Origin of the sequence: Pseudomonas sp. D3 (genome assembly GCF_029320995.1) — a bacterium.
Lineage (GTDB): Bacteria > Pseudomonadota > Gammaproteobacteria > Pseudomonadales > Pseudomonadaceae > Aquipseudomonas > Aquipseudomonas paraveronii.
The window spans coordinates 5,144,885-5,158,642 of the sequence record NZ_CP119772.1 but is presented as its reverse complement, the minus strand read 5'-3'; the positions used below and the strand labels follow the sequence as shown (position 1 = coordinate 5,158,642).

Below are 13,758 nucleotides of genomic sequence, written 5' to 3'. Positions count from 1 at the left end.
CCTACGAGGAGTAGGGTGAAAACCTCAGGCGGAATGGGCGATCGCGTAGTTGCTGGCATTGACCCGGTTACGCCCGGTGTCTTTGGCCGCGTACAACGCGCGATCCGCCGCATTCAGCCAGGTGGCGGCATCGGTGAAGACGAGTTGGAAATCGGCCAGGCCGATGCTCAGGCTCACGCGCAGCTCGGGGATTTGCGGGTTACGGTAATTGCTGAAGGTTTCGCGTATACGCTCCATGACCCGTGCGGCTTCTTCCAAGGGCATTTGCGGAAGAATCACACAGAACTCGTCGCCTCCGTAACGGCCGGCCAAATCGTTTTTCCGCAGGTTGCGCCGTATCTCCACGCTCAGTTGCCGCAGCACGGCGTCGCCGACGATATGGCCGTGAGAGTCATTGATTTGTTTGAAGTGATCGATATCAATCAGTGCGATGGTGGCGTGGCTTTGTTGCTGCTGGCACTTGTGGAACTTGAGGTGCAGCAGATCTTTCCACGAACCGTGGTTGAGCAGGCCGGTGAGGCTGTCGGTGCGGCTCAGTGCGCTGAGGGCACGTTTATGTTCCGACAGTTTGATCGCCAATTCGTAGCAGACCCAGCCGATGGCCATGGGGTACAACGTCAACATCGGCAGGCAGGTGTAGACCTGGAGCGGGCTGACGTCGGGGTTGAAGCGCATGCCGAACAGCGCCCATGCCACCCCGATCCCTGCGCCCTGCGCGAGCAAACCGCGCAGGAACAGGCGCCTGCCGCCAGCGGCGAAGTTGTTCATGGTCATCATCGAGAGGATGGTCACGGCCGTCAGCGGTGTGAACTGGGCGGCGGCGGCCCAGAAGCCGCCGCACAACGAGTCATACAAAATGTTGCGCTGTTCGGCGTGGTAAGGGAAGGGGGAGCGGATTGACAGTTGGTACGCCACATGTGCCCACGCGAGCCCATTGAACAGCAGGAGCGCCCACACCCAGCTCGGCATCGCGAGCGGGTACAAGCCGCCGATGACACTGATGCAGCCGATACCCAGGCCGATGATCCTTGGCTTGTAAATACGCCTGGCAAATGAAAGCCCTTTGCCTCGTCTGTTTTCCATAGATTTCCGGGTCAGCTCTTTTTCGCAGATTCGGCCGCGCGCGCGTGCAGGGAGAACCGTTGATCGGATAATACTTGTGAATATTGTCAGTTATTTGCGTAGGAATAATCAGTGGCCTTCCAGGCCATTCGCGCAAAACAGAGGGCAAATAGGCCAAAAGCGACCTGGTATGTCGCGTATGCAACGGTTGTTTACTGCGAGCGGGGAGCGCCAGCTTCGTAGCCGGCCAGAAACATATCGATTGCCGACTCGATCACTCGGGCCTGTTCGGTGACGTCGAGGGTGGGTTGGCCCAGGGTGATCTGCGGCCAGAATGCGAACGCCTTGAGCAGGCTTTGAATCTGGTGCGCGGCGAAGGCCGGGTCGGTACACGTGAGCCGGCCATCTTCCTGGGCGGCGCGCACCCACTGAGTAAAGCCTTCTTCGCGCAGGCTCAAGCGGTTGACCATGTCCTGGGCGCGTTCCGGCGAGTGAATGGTGGCGGCGATGGCGACCCGGGCCAGGTCGAGGAAGTTAGCGTCCGACATCATCTTCATCTTGGCTTGCAGCAAGCCGCGCAGTTGTTCACGCAGCGGGCGATCGCTGGCGTAGTTCACGTCGAGTTGCGCGACGCTGCTGGCCCAGAGTTGATGCAGGATTTCGGCGAACAACTCTTCCTTGCTGGGGAAGTGGTTGTACACCGTGCGCTTGGAAACGCCGGCGGTGGCGGCGATCTTGTCCATGCTGGTGACCTCGAACCCGTTGACCCGAAACTCAGCGATAGCGGCGGCCAGGATGGCTTCGCGCTTGCGGTCGGTGAGACGTTGAGGGACAGACATGGACAGGGATCGACTCTAAGAGGAAAATTACACTCGGTAGTTTACTTGCTCCGGGTTTTGTTGCAATCTTGAAACTACACTGTGTAGTGTAATTTTATGAGCGGTCCGTAGGAGTTACCTGGTAATGGCCACGATTTCAACCCGTCTCGCTCCTTCGCCTGTGCTACCCAAGCCTGCTCAACAGGAACAGGGCACCTTCAGTAACCACGCCCCCGTGCAGCGCGCCGGCTTCGGCAAAACCTTGGGCATTTTCTACAAGATGCTGTTTCACAAGCCGCGCAATACGCGGCCGGTAGGGGCGATTCCGGTGCAACCGCTGACCCGCGAACAGCTATTGGCCGCTCCCGACCACAGTGTGTATCGCCTGGGGCATTCCACCGTGCTGCTGAAAATGCGCGGCAAATTCTGGCTGACCGACCCGGTATTCGCCGAGCGCGCTTCGCCGTTCAGTTGGGCCGGCCCCAAGCGATTCCACGCACCGCCGATCAGCCTCGAAGACCTGCCGCCCTTGGAAGCGGTGATTCTTTCCCACAACCATTACGACCACCTCGACCGCAAGGCCGTGATCCAACTGGCCGACAAGACCCGCTACTTCCTCGCACCGCTGGGCGTTGGCGACATCCTGGTGAAGTGGGGTGTGGATGCCAGCCAGGTGCGGCAACTGGATTGGTGGCAGGGCAGTGAAGTCGATGGCATTCATTTTGTCGCCACCCCTGCACAGCATTTTTCCGGGCGCGGCTTGTTTGATAGCAACCAGACGCTGTGGTGTTCCTGGGTGATGATCGATGGCGCGCGACGCGTTTTTTTCAGCGGTGACACCGGTTATTTCGACGGTTTCAAATGCATCGGCGAACAGTACGGACCGTTTGATCTGACCCTGATGGAAACCGGTGCTTACAACGTCGACTGGCCCCACATACACATGCAACCGGAGCAAACCCTACAGGCGCACATCGACCTTAAGGGCCGCTGGCTGCTGCCGATTCACAATGGCACCTTCGACCTGGCCTTCCACGCCTGGCACGAGCCTTTCGACCGCATCATGGCGTTGGCATGGGAGCGCAACGTGCTGATTACCACACCGGCCATGGGGCAGGCGTTCAGTTTGAACCAGCCCGAGCGAGGCGTTGCGTGGTGGTTGGAGGTGGAGGTTCAGGGCAGCGAAGAAGCGCTTGCGAACTGACGGTCGGGGAAATCGGAAAAAGGAATTTTCAAGGTGTTTCAGGCCTACGACAAACGCCAGATGAGAGTGCGATGATCTCGGGAAAGTCAATTTCCGGGAGTCGGCTCTGATGGACAATAAATGTGGGAAGTCTTTGCAGTCGCCTATGTCTTGTCGGCGGGAAGCGTTTTTACCCGCCTGTGCGGAACCGGCGAGTTTGGCGCATGGCCCCTCCAACACTCACATCGAAACGGGGACCACGACTGCACTGGGCATCGGCTACGTCCCTGATGCGCATCTTGGTGCTGGCGTCGTAATCCCCGGCTATAACGTGCCGGCCCTGCCGCTAAAACCCGTGCGCGACGCCGCGCTGTCACTGATCGCCTTGAGTGGTGTCGACCCCAGTGAAGCGGGCAGGGTGGAAGCCCCCTTGGTGCAGCACACCGGCACTCCCACCGTCACCCACTCGTTGGCCGGCAGTCGCGTGGGGTTCGCCGATCGGCTTGTGCATGGCAATGATCAGACGCCGATTGAGCACAGCGCAGCCTTCCTGGAAGCGCTGGACATGCTGCGTCGGGCCGGGGCCCAACTGGTGGCGGTGCCTGCAGAGCGGGCTGATGACACCCTGCGCTTCACCCTGCATTCGCGCAATGAAATCGACGAGCGTGTGAGCGAGTATCGGCTCGATGCACTGGTGTCCGAGAGCCAGAGCGCTGCGTTCCATGCCGCGTGCTGGAGCGGCTACCCGAGCCTTGGTGAGCCACTGGGGGGCGGGGCGATGCTGTGGTTCTATGGCGCGCAGTGGGCGAAAGACTCGCTGAAGGTGCTGGTGCAGGGTTATCGCAGCGCGCGTCGCTTGACTGAGGTGTAGGCAACGCTACCCGCTGCGTTGAACAATCCTACGGTTTGAACGACCTGCGTCGCGCAGCCTGGGTGGAGTGGGGTTTTTAGACTGGTGTGCGGATCAATGTTGGTCCTTCATCGTTTCTTACCCCTTCCAGGAGGTGCTTCATGTTGGGTATTGGTTATGGCATGGGTGTGTTTGTTAACCAGGTGCAGCGGTTGCTGCCTGTGCAGTTTTCATCGGGAGCTTCAGCGCCGGTTTCCCCGGGAACGGAATATGCCAGCGTTCGCGAGCTCAGCGAGCAAATGGCCCGGCCCGGTGGGCTCACTTCGGCAGATCTGGTCAGTTATCTGCAGGCGCGCATTCGTAAGCTGGACCCCAAATTAAGCTCGATCATTGAACTCAACCCCGAGGCGTTACAGATTGCCCGCGCGCTTGATCTGGAGCGCGCCAGTGGCAAGGTCCGTGGGCCGCTGCATGGCATTCCCGTGTTGCTCAAGGACACTATCGAGACGGGGGACACCCAGCAAACCAGTGCCGGCGCCTTTGGGTTGGTGGGTAGGGCGGCGTCCAAGGACGCTTTTATCGTCGAGCGACTGCGCCAACAGGGAGCCGTGATCCTGGGTAAAACCAACTTGACGGAACTGGCTGGCTTTCGCGGTGGGCCCGATGGTTTGAGTGCGCGGGGCGGGCAAACGCGTAACCCTCATCAAGCAGGCGCAGAGGTGGGCGGCTCAAGTTCGGGGTCGGCCGCTGCGGTCGCCGCAGGCTTCGCCCCCTTGGCGGTGGGTACCGAGACCAATGGCTCGATCATCGTGCCCGCGGCGTTCAACGGGGTGGTTGGTTTCAAGCCTGGTGTGGGTTTGTTGAGCCGCAGCGGCATCATTCCAGCCAGCCATCGACAGGACACGCCAGGTCCGATGGCGCGCTCGGTGTTTGATGCTGCGTTGATGCTTAACGCCATGTCGGGCCGCGACCCTCTCGATTCTGCGTGTGTGGATGCTCCCCAAGGTATTGATTACACCGCGTTGCTCAAGCCTGGTGCCTTGCAGGACAGGCGTATCGGTTATCCCGTGACCTTTTCCGCGAATGGCGAACGTTTAACGGTGGATAACAGTCCGCAATTCAGCCAAACGCTTGAAGTGCTTCGCACGCAAGGCGCGGTTCTGGTGCCGGTCGATATGCGATTGGCCGACGCCTCACGCTATGACGAACTTTTGTTCGCCGATGTGAAGGACGAATTGAACGACTACCTGGGCAAGCGCGAGGGGTTGCCGGTCAAGTCCGTGCCCGAGTTGATCGCGTTCAACGAAAAACGCGATGGCACCGAAACCGATCACCAACCGACACTCAAGGAGATCGACGCGTCCACCCTCACCGCCGACGAGCGCCAGCCGCTATGGGACGCAATGATCCAGGATTTTCGTGGCACGGTGGATGAACTGATCGACCGGGAAAACCTCGACGCCGTGGTCTCGGACTTTGATACGAACAGCTACTTCGCAGTGGCGGTGGCCGGCTACCCAGGGATTTGCGTGCCGTCCGGGAAGAATGAGGACGGTATGCCGACCAGTGCGTACTTCTTTGGTGCCCGTGGGGCTGAACCCACACTGCTTGCTGTGGGCCATGGCTATGAGCAGGCAGCACAGAAGGTCTCCAGACCCAGCCTCTAAACCGCCAGGCAATGCTTACACTCTGTTCTGGACTCTACGCACGTGTCGGTTGAGGGGTTGGTGAATCAATTGATGCCGCTGCCGAACCCATCAATCGAGACATGATGTTTTGTGCCGCGGGTTCACTTGGCGGAGTGTCAAACTTGCGCGCACTCATCCCCCATCCAGGCGCAAAACCCGGGAAAAACACCAACCCTTCGGCCTCCAGGCGAAACGCCAGGGTCAGGCGGACGTCATCCTCCACGTCGCCCTGGGTTTCAAACCGTTGAATCGCATCCACCGCCACGCCGGCCTGGCGCGACAGCTCTTCGCGGCTCCAGCCCAGCATGACGCGGGCCTGCACGCTGTGCTTGGCGGTGAATTGATGCAGGACGATTTGCTGTTCTACGAAAGAGCTCATTGCCAGAGAGGACATGGGTTGTCTCCAGGGTTCGACGGGGAGGGCAAACTATACTGTGTTTTTGTACAGTTGTTTTGACCGCTCATCAACTGGAATTTTTTCCGGCGCCGACACCGCTCTGTTTTGAGGCTAGCACGGTGGTATTCCTGTTCGGGTCGAACGCTGCATTGGCTAACTCGCCTCAGCCCCCGGCACCTCGCGAATAATCAAATGATCCAGATTCTCGATATCCGCGCTGAACACCCCGAATGTCTGCTCGGGGTTTTTCTTGCTCGGTACCTGCTTGAACTGCGGCGTCACCCCGTAAAAGAAGCAATATAACGGCCGTTCGCTGCTGGCTGCAGCCTTGATCTGCTCGAGGAACGCTGTGCGCTTGCGGTAACTCTCGATGAGTTTTTTGTTCAGGTAGACGTTGACCGAGTAGGGCTTCTTGTCGAGCCATACCTTCTTTTCGAAGTCGATGCGAAAGCTGCTGGTGTAGTCCTTGATCGCTTTGATCCTGCCCCAATAGATCAGGCCGTGGTTGTCCTGCAGGTACTCGATCTTCTTGAAAAACGCCGCATAAGACGCAGTATGCTCGCCGATCTTCAGCGGCATCGCCTTGAGCTTGTCCTTGTCGTCGAGGTTCGACACATAGCATTCCACCGGGTGGGCGAACACACTGGTTTTATCCGGGGTAGTGTCGTTGGAACCGACAGACACGCTGGTGCGGGCTGAAGGGGGATTCGCCGGGTCTTGTGGCGCTTGCCCTTCAGTGCCCGCCAGCGGGGTTTTGCGCGGGTAGGTGCGCCGGGTCAGGACAAATTCCGATGGGAAGTGTTCCTCGCGCTCGTCCTCGCTGTCGTCCGTAGCCGGCTTGTGGCGGCTGACGTAACGGCAACCCTCGATATGCCGGGTGCCTGGGGTGTTTTTAAAATGCGGGGTGCGCCGGTAATTGACGTTTTTCGCGTTGAAAGTGCTCAGCACGTTGCCCGCTTCAAAGGCCGCGCGGCATTCAGCGTTGGGACAGAGGAAGCTGTCCTGGTCAGAGTCGTAGGCGTCGGTTTCGTCGAAATTCAACTCTCGCACGTCATAGATCGACAGCTTGTCGTCGAGACTCAGGCTGTAGGCCGTGTCGAATTTCATGGGCTCGGGTCCGTGAGAAGTTTGGCTACTAGAGAGTCGGATATTACGCAGATATCAGCAGGAAACCGCAACCTGTCGCGCCCCAGCGAGGCGGCGATGGGATCGATTCGATCTCCCGCCTAACCCGCCGCCCGTATCACCGCTGCAGCCTGGCCTGCTTCTTCTTCTTCCCGTGAAAATGCCGAAAATGTGCATCCTGCGCCGCCGCCAGCAACTCCCGATCCCCGCGCGTATCGCCCCAGGCCCGGAGCCGATACTCCCCCAGGTCCCCATACTCCGCCTCAAGCCGCAGCACCTTGTTCTCGCACCGGCAGTTATTCCCTGTGAGCCTGCCGGTCAATACGCCGTCGAGCACCTCAAGCTCGGTCCCGATCAACTTGATCCCAAGCCGATCGGCAAACGGCTGCAACACCAATGCCGGCGACGCCGAACATAAGGTCACCACCGCCCCCGAGCCCAGCTCCTGCTCCACCGAAAGCACCCCCGCCGGCCGCATCAACCGCGCCCAATTGCGCTGGCAGTACTCCTCGGCCTTCTGCTGCACCCACGTCTTCTCGACCCCGGTCATAAAGGTACGGATCAACTGCGCCTTCAACTCATCCCGGCTGATCTGCCGTACAAGAAACCGCAGCCCAGGCAGCGCCAGCTTGACCATCCGGCCGTAGAATTCGCGGGCGCCAAAGGCAAACTTGAGGAAGGGCACGAAACTGTCGTGATGGGTCAGGGTGCCGTCGAAGTCAAAGACGGAAAGTACTTTGGCATCCACGGGGCCGGCTTCGAGCATGTCTGGTTTCACGGGTGGTCCTTGATCAGGTGGCGCGGGTTCTCATAACGATGTGACTGGCACCCATTACAGGGGTTCAGGCGAATAACGGTTATGCAATTCAGATCAGCCATGGGCAGTGCTGTTGTTCTTTTGCCCGCAATGATCAGGGCAGTTTACCCGGTCGGGCATAGGAATGAACGTCGTGAGACGTGTATGCCTGCAAGGTGAAAGTATTTGTTTGCTGTGGCGCAAGCGCGGTCTGATGTGGAGCGAACAAGCGTTAGGTCTCCGCGCTTTTTACACGATACAGCGCCGACATCTGTTCGATTTCTGCAAGGATCTCCTCCCTGAGTGCTGCTGGCTTAAGAACCTCAACGCTGGCGCCTTGACTCAAAATCCAAAGTCGCAAGCCCTGGCTCAAATGCAGTTCGCAACTCAGGTGCCAGCGTTCCGTGTCGTGGGGCTGTAAATGCTGTTGTGAACTGAGCCAGTTCTCGCTCAGGCGCTGATACATCTTTTCATCGATCAGCAACTCCAGCTGGATGGGATGTTCGTTCTCCAGCCCAATCAAGCTCTTCAATGAACGGGTATTACGAATGTCGTACTCAGCGGGTACCTGAGCGGGTTCAAACCCTGCCGCTTTCGCGGATTTGAATCGGTGTACTGGCCAGGCATAAGGCGTGTCCGGGTCTCTGCCATCCACGACGAGTGACAGGTAGATGTTAGCGTCCTGAAAGGACAGGCCCAATGGTGTCAACCGATAAGGCTTGGGGGTTGGCGCGCCGCGTGGCTGGTACAGCACGTCCAGCATGCTCCCCTCCAGCAACGCGTCCTGGATGGTTTGAAAGACCTGAGGCTCGACCAATCCCGGCTGTAAATTCAGAAAACGGGTGTTGCTGACCACCTTCTTGGTCCAGTCATACAGTCGGTGGGAATGTTTATTCAAAATCGACTGGGCGTGCTCGTACAGCTCCTGAAGATTACCGCCTAGCGTGCGGCTGGTGTACGGGCGGGCATGGTCGATGACCATGATCAAATTCATTGCGTCAGTGGGTTTGAGCACGAACCTCGACAACTCCTTGTCTGCCCAATACACGTATTCCCGGCCTTCCTTTTTGCGCTTGATACCGTAGCGTTTGTCCTCTAGCAGGGCTTTGAGGTTGCGCTGAATCGTCCGGTTGTCCACCTCGATGGACTGGGCTCGAAGTCTTTCTTGGAACTGTGCCACGCGCAAGCCGCACGGCGTTGCCGTGCCGCCCCGTGTGGGAATCATTGCCAGGAGTAGATCGAGGCGAAACCTCTCTTCCAGGCGTTTTCCTGACATCTCATGCATCCTCTATTGCGACACAGTTTGTCGTTCAGAGGGTGGATGATTCCTTTCGAGAAATCAATCTGATGCCGGAGCCGAGAAATGGCCACGCCCAAGCCTGCAAATGTCGTCAACATACTTGAGGCTTTTCTGCCCGAGCTTGAAGTGCTGGAGTTCCGTGAATCCAGTGCACATAACGGTCTGGGGGCGGGATTGGGCATGCCGACTCTGCGGATTGTTGAAATGTATGAGCGTCACGGGGCTGTGTCATACGCTGAAGCGAAGGCTATGAATCCTTTGAATGCGCCCTTGGCACGAGAATCATTTCTCCTGCTCTACGCGCAGCTTCGACGAGCAGCACTCGACCATGATGCAGAGGCACTAAATGACCTCGGTTGGTTATGGCTGGATGGGCGCACGTTGATCGAGGACCCCGCGATTGCCCTGCACCTTTTCCGGCTGGCTGCGGCGGACGATTTATCTGAAGCCTTTTTCAATCTAGGGCAGCTGTATACCTACGGAATAGGTGTCGCCGTCGATGAGCAAATGGCCCAGCGCTGGCTGAAAAAGGCGTTTAAAGCAGGTATCCGCGAGGCTGCTTTGGAGGTTGCATGGCTTTACGACGCGCGGAATCGAGAAGGCAGTTGTGAAGCTTCACAGGTTGAGGCCGATAACCGGAAGGCATTTCGTTGGTACCGAAAAGCTGCTCGTGCCGGCGATACTGCGGCGTTTGCACGCCTTGGGAAGAGTTACCTGGAGGGCAATGGCGTTTCGCGTCACGTCTCAAAGGGGCTTTTTTGGTTGCAGCGCGCAGCGCTCAGTGGTGATGCGGCGGCGGCGGATGCCTTGGAATATTTTTATGAGGATGGGCTGTACATGCCGGATCCTCAGGGACGTATGCGTTTATTTTGGGCCTCATATGCCGAAGGTCTGCGAGATGCACTTGAGTGCCGATAACGTGGGCGTAGGTCGCAGTATTCAACAGTGTTTTAAATGAAAAAAATTAAGGACGGGTAATGATTACGTTGAGAGACGGCGGCTCCTTCAGCATTGATGCTCTGGTTGCAAAAGTTGAGGGGTTGGGGGGTTCCATGGTGTTGGGTCCCATCACGGTCGTGTTGACCGAGCACAATAAGCCGGACTCGTTGGATTACTGGATTAGAACCAATGGGGCTCATCGAAAAGACCAGATGCAAGCGGAAACGCAAGTGGTCGACCAGTTGGTCGCCACCGGTCGTTTTGATCGCGTCAAAATGAACTGTCCATCGACCGGGCATCGTTGCACTGGACTGAGCGTGATTTCAAAGCCTCGCGCCGAGCACACTCAGGCATCCACGATTACTGTGCCTGATTGTGAAGAAATGGAGGCGGCCGCATGGCTGGTCGACCGCTTCAAGGCTGCGTCGCCGAACCTTGCCTATGCCAACCTCAATGCGGCCGGAAGCTATCGAGGTTGGGTTGCTGACTTTAAAATTCCTCTGTTGGATGGTCGTTCACTGAGCCTGGATCTTCGAAAGGAAAAGGATCTGTTTCTCCTGTTTGTCCTGGCGGTGGTGTGGTCTCGGACAGGCCCTTGGGAGAATGCCGTCTATTTTGTGGCCTGGATGAAGCTGGCTCACAAAGACATTCCTGCGTTATGGAAAAACAATGCATTTGTAGAAGTAGAGTGCAGTAACCGCGAGGTCTCCATGGCGCAGACCTTAGGTCAGTGCCTGGCCCCCGAGACCCGCAAGCAGGTCAGTTTCAGGAAAGATGTTTACGCGAGTGTAGGGATACTTGCCCAACACTGGGACAGTATCAAACGTGAGATCGACGTCATGATCACCACTCGCCAATACGCGGATTTTTTCGACTATATGCGTTCATTAAAAGGCTTGGGGACTAGCCAGAAAAGTATGCTGATAAAGATCCCGCTGATCATGCGAGAGTTGCGTTGTCAGCTTTATCCCTCAATTCCAGGCGAGTTCTGCTGTGTACCGGATGCCCGGGTCTATGAGGCGTTAAGTGCAATGAGCCGGGACCACAACAAGCATATAAACCTGATGCATCACGCTGGCAGTGTAAAAAAACTGATCGACGCTTCTGCGAAGATCTATCAGCTGTTCGGTGATCTGTATGACCTGCCGTTGTTCGCTTATGTAGACCTCGATCTACCCGGTAAGTGAGAGTTGGAGGAGAGGCCGGTCTAAAGAAGTCCGACGCACTGGCTCACTCACCTGCGAGATACACCGCCAGGACGCTTTGCGAATCAACTGGGTGAAGGCGCGCATTTGCGCCAACGCAAAAACAAAAAAGGGCTGCCAGTTGGCAGCCCTTTTTGCAGAACCCGTTTCATTGTTGATGAGGCGGGTTCAGGTTTTGATGCGATTTCACGGGCTAAAGAATCAGTCCCAGCTCAACGCACCGCCAGTCTGATACTCGATCACACGGGTCTCGAAGAAATTCTTCTCTTTCTTCAAATCCATAATCTCGCTCATCCACGGGAACGGGTTGGTCGTCCCTGGGTACTCTTCCTTCAAGCCAATCTGCGACAGACGACGGTTAGCGATGAACTTGAGGTAGTCCTCCATCATCGCCGCGTTCATGCCGAGTACTCCGCGTGGCATGGTGTCGCGCGCGTATTCGATCTCCAGTTGCGTCCCTTGCAGGATCATCTGGGTCGCTTCTTCTTTCATCTCGGCGTCCCACAGGTGTGGGTTTTCGATTTTGATCTGGTTGATCACGTCGATCCCGAAGTTCAGGTGCATCGACTCATCGCGCAGGATGTACTGGAACTGCTCGGCCACGCCGGTCATTTTGTTGCGGCGGCCCATGGACAGGATCTGGGTGAAGCCGCAGTAGAAGAAGATGCCCTCGAGGACGCAGTAGTAGGCGACCAGGTTGCGCAGCAGTTCTTTGTCGGTGTCGACGGTGCCGGTTTCGAATTTCGGATCGGAGATGGAGCGCGTGTATTTGAGGCCCCAGGCGGCTTTTTTAGCGACCGATGGGATCTCGTGGTACATGTTGAAGATTTCGCCTTCATCCATCGCCAACGATTCGATGCAGTACTGGTAGGCGTGGGTGTGGATCGCTTCTTCGAAGGCCTGGCGCAGGATGTACTGGCGGCACTCCGGGTTGGTGATCAGGCGGTACACGGCCAGGACCAGGTTGTTGGCGACCAGAGAGTCGGCGGTGGAGAAGAAGCCGAGGTTGCGCATGACGATGCGGCGTTCGTCGTCGGTCAGGCCTTCGGGGTCTTTCCACAGGGCGATGTCGGCGGTCATGTTGACCTCTTGCGGCATCCAGTGGTTGGCGCAGCCGTCGAGGTATTTCTGCCAGGCCCAGTCGTACTTGAAGGGCACGAGTTGGTTGAGGTCGGCGCGGCAGTTGATCATGCGCTTTTCGTCAACGGCGACACGGGCGGAGGCGCCTTCGAGTTCGGCGAGGCCTTCGGCGATGTCAAGTTTGTCGAGGGCGGCCTTGGCGCGGATGATCGCGGCGGAGTCGTTGGCGGTGACGGCGCGGGCTTCGATGGCAGCGGCGGCGCCGGCACCGTCGAGGCGGTCCATGTTGGCTTCGGTGGCGTGGCCGGCGTTGGCGCCTTTGGTGGCTACTTCGCCGTCTTCTTCTTTGTCGAATTCGTCCCAGCTCAGCATGACGTGTCGTCTCCTGCGTGAGGGCTCAAAGGTGCCCGTGTGAAACCGGATGGTTGGGTGTTCACACGGCCCTCGGGCCGCGGTGGATCTTAAGGAATCGTTTGTTGCAACCGCTAGCGCAGGCATTAAACGCAATGGGGTGAACGGGTGCTCTGCGTGAGGCTTGAGGGGCGGAGCGATAGATGCATGCTCCTGCGGAGGCCTCAGGTCTGGCTCTTCATCCCCGTGTAAAGGGATATTGCAGGCCCGATTTACCCGCGCATTATAGGGAAAAAAACGGCTTTGTGTTGCTGCGCATGCGCTCTGAACGTAGACAAAAAGCCCGGTATTTGAGCCAGCGTGAGGGTTTACAGGGGTTTGGTGCAGGGGGATTTTTTTGACGGACGGTGGGCTATTTATCGCGAGGGGCAAACGAGGGGGTTTTGAGAGGCGGTACGGTGTGGTGGGTGTGAAGCCGGTTCTTGGCCGCAAGAGCAATTTCTTGCGGCAAATAAGATCACCGTCAGTGTGAGTTAACGAAGTTGTTACCCGTTAGAGCAACCGTTACCCATCACGTGATAGTTAAGAATGTGACGCTGACCTTTGGAATCTTCATATTCCATTTTTACCGGGACTACTTCACATACTTCTGGAACGCTGCTCATGGACACTACTTTGGCGATGTCCAGGTGAGTGCTGTAGGTGTAGTCCTCAACAATCGGGGCGTTCTGGCCGGCTACGTCAGTCGGGGCTTCCTCGGCCAGGGCGGCGGTGGCGCACAAGCTGCTGAGGGCCATAACTAATAAAGCTTTCATTTCTCTATTTACCTTCTTCAGGGCGAAAGGGGCCACGGGGCCTTTTGGAGGCCACGTGTGTAACTTAGGGTTGTTTAGCTCGGATTAACGTGCCTTCGTGGGGGCTGTTACGGTGTTAATCAGGTTGCCTTGTTGGCGGAATCGATTTT

The 13,758-nt window shown here is 57.6% G+C and carries 13 protein-coding genes; 5 read left to right on the top strand and 8 right to left on the bottom strand.

Going from position 1 to position 13,758, the window contains the following annotated elements:
• Positions 1-24: 24 nt before the first annotated feature.
• Together P3S72_RS23785 and P3S72_RS23780 are read right to left on the bottom strand one after the other, a co-directional pair.
• On the bottom strand, positions 25-1,083 hold the full coding sequence (locus P3S72_RS23785; RefSeq protein ID WP_276194516.1) for a diguanylate cyclase: 1,059 nt from the start codon (positions 1,081-1,083) through the stop codon (positions 25-27).
• A 191-nt stretch (positions 1,084-1,274) separates the two neighbouring features.
• On the bottom strand, positions 1,275-1,901 hold the full coding sequence (locus P3S72_RS23780; RefSeq protein ID WP_276194515.1) for a TetR/AcrR family transcriptional regulator: 627 nt from the start codon (positions 1,899-1,901) through the stop codon (positions 1,275-1,277).
• A gap of 124 nt (positions 1,902-2,025) precedes the next feature.
• Between P3S72_RS23780 and P3S72_RS23775 the strand changes: the two genes are divergently transcribed.
• The 3 genes from P3S72_RS23775 to P3S72_RS23765 all read left to right on the top strand — a co-directional run bounded on the left by P3S72_RS23775 (position 2,026) and on the right by P3S72_RS23765 (position 5,580).
• Positions 2,026-3,084 carry an MBL fold metallo-hydrolase gene (locus P3S72_RS23775; protein WP_276194514.1) on the top strand — a complete coding sequence of 353 codons (1,059 nt, stop codon included), beginning with the start codon at positions 2,026-2,028 and terminating at the stop codon, positions 3,082-3,084.
• A gap of 196 nt (positions 3,085-3,280) precedes the next feature.
• The gene (locus P3S72_RS23770; RefSeq protein WP_276194513.1) at positions 3,281-3,934 is read left to right on the top strand and encodes an amidase family protein; all 654 of its coding nucleotides are present in this window, start codon (positions 3,281-3,283) and stop codon (positions 3,932-3,934) included.
• A 140-nt stretch (positions 3,935-4,074) separates the two neighbouring features.
• Positions 4,075-5,580, top strand: coding sequence for an amidase family protein (locus P3S72_RS23765; RefSeq protein ID WP_276194512.1), 1,506 nt, complete (start codon positions 4,075-4,077; stop codon positions 5,578-5,580).
• A 34-nt stretch (positions 5,581-5,614) separates the two neighbouring features.
• On the opposite strand, the gene P3S72_RS23760 is transcribed toward P3S72_RS23765, so the two are convergent.
• The 4 genes from P3S72_RS23760 to P3S72_RS23745 all read right to left on the bottom strand — a co-directional run bounded on the left by P3S72_RS23760 (position 5,615) and on the right by P3S72_RS23745 (position 9,195).
• Entirely contained in the window at positions 5,615-5,995 is a 381-nt protein-coding gene (locus P3S72_RS23760; protein WP_247400605.1) for a helix-turn-helix transcriptional regulator, read from the bottom strand.
• Between the two features lie 156 nt (positions 5,996-6,151).
• On the bottom strand, positions 6,152-7,105 hold the full coding sequence (locus tag P3S72_RS23755; protein WP_247400607.1) for a hypothetical protein: 954 nt from the start codon (positions 7,103-7,105) through the stop codon (positions 6,152-6,154).
• A 136-nt stretch (positions 7,106-7,241) separates the two neighbouring features.
• Positions 7,242-7,889: an HAD-IB family hydrolase gene (locus P3S72_RS23750; RefSeq protein ID WP_276197985.1), complete on the bottom strand. Its 648-nt coding sequence runs from the start codon at positions 7,887-7,889 to the stop codon at positions 7,242-7,244.
• Between the two features lie 262 nt (positions 7,890-8,151).
• Positions 8,152-9,195, bottom strand: coding sequence for a WYL domain-containing protein (locus tag P3S72_RS23745; protein WP_276194511.1), 1,044 nt, complete (start codon positions 9,193-9,195; stop codon positions 8,152-8,154).
• Positions 9,196-9,282: 87 nt separating this feature from the next.
• On the opposite strand from P3S72_RS23745, the gene P3S72_RS23740 reads away from it, so the two are divergent.
• Complete coding sequence (locus P3S72_RS23740; protein WP_276194510.1) at positions 9,283-10,137, top strand: tetratricopeptide repeat protein; 855 nt, start codon at positions 9,283-9,285, stop codon at positions 10,135-10,137.
• Positions 10,138-10,196: 59 nt separating this feature from the next.
• On the top strand, positions 10,197-11,345 hold the full coding sequence (locus P3S72_RS23735; RefSeq protein ID WP_276194509.1) for a hypothetical protein: 1,149 nt from the start codon (positions 10,197-10,199) through the stop codon (positions 11,343-11,345).
• Between the two features lie 219 nt (positions 11,346-11,564).
• Here P3S72_RS23735 and P3S72_RS23730 read toward each other — a convergent pair whose 3' ends face one another.
• Positions 11,565-12,815, bottom strand: coding sequence for a ribonucleotide-diphosphate reductase subunit beta (locus tag P3S72_RS23730; RefSeq protein ID WP_276194508.1), 1,251 nt, complete (start codon positions 12,813-12,815; stop codon positions 11,565-11,567).
• Positions 12,816-13,339: 524 nt separating this feature from the next.
• Positions 13,340-13,609: a DUF2790 domain-containing protein gene (locus P3S72_RS23725; RefSeq protein WP_276194507.1), complete on the bottom strand. Its 270-nt coding sequence runs from the start codon at positions 13,607-13,609 to the stop codon at positions 13,340-13,342.
• Between the last annotated feature and the right edge of the window lie 149 nt (positions 13,610-13,758).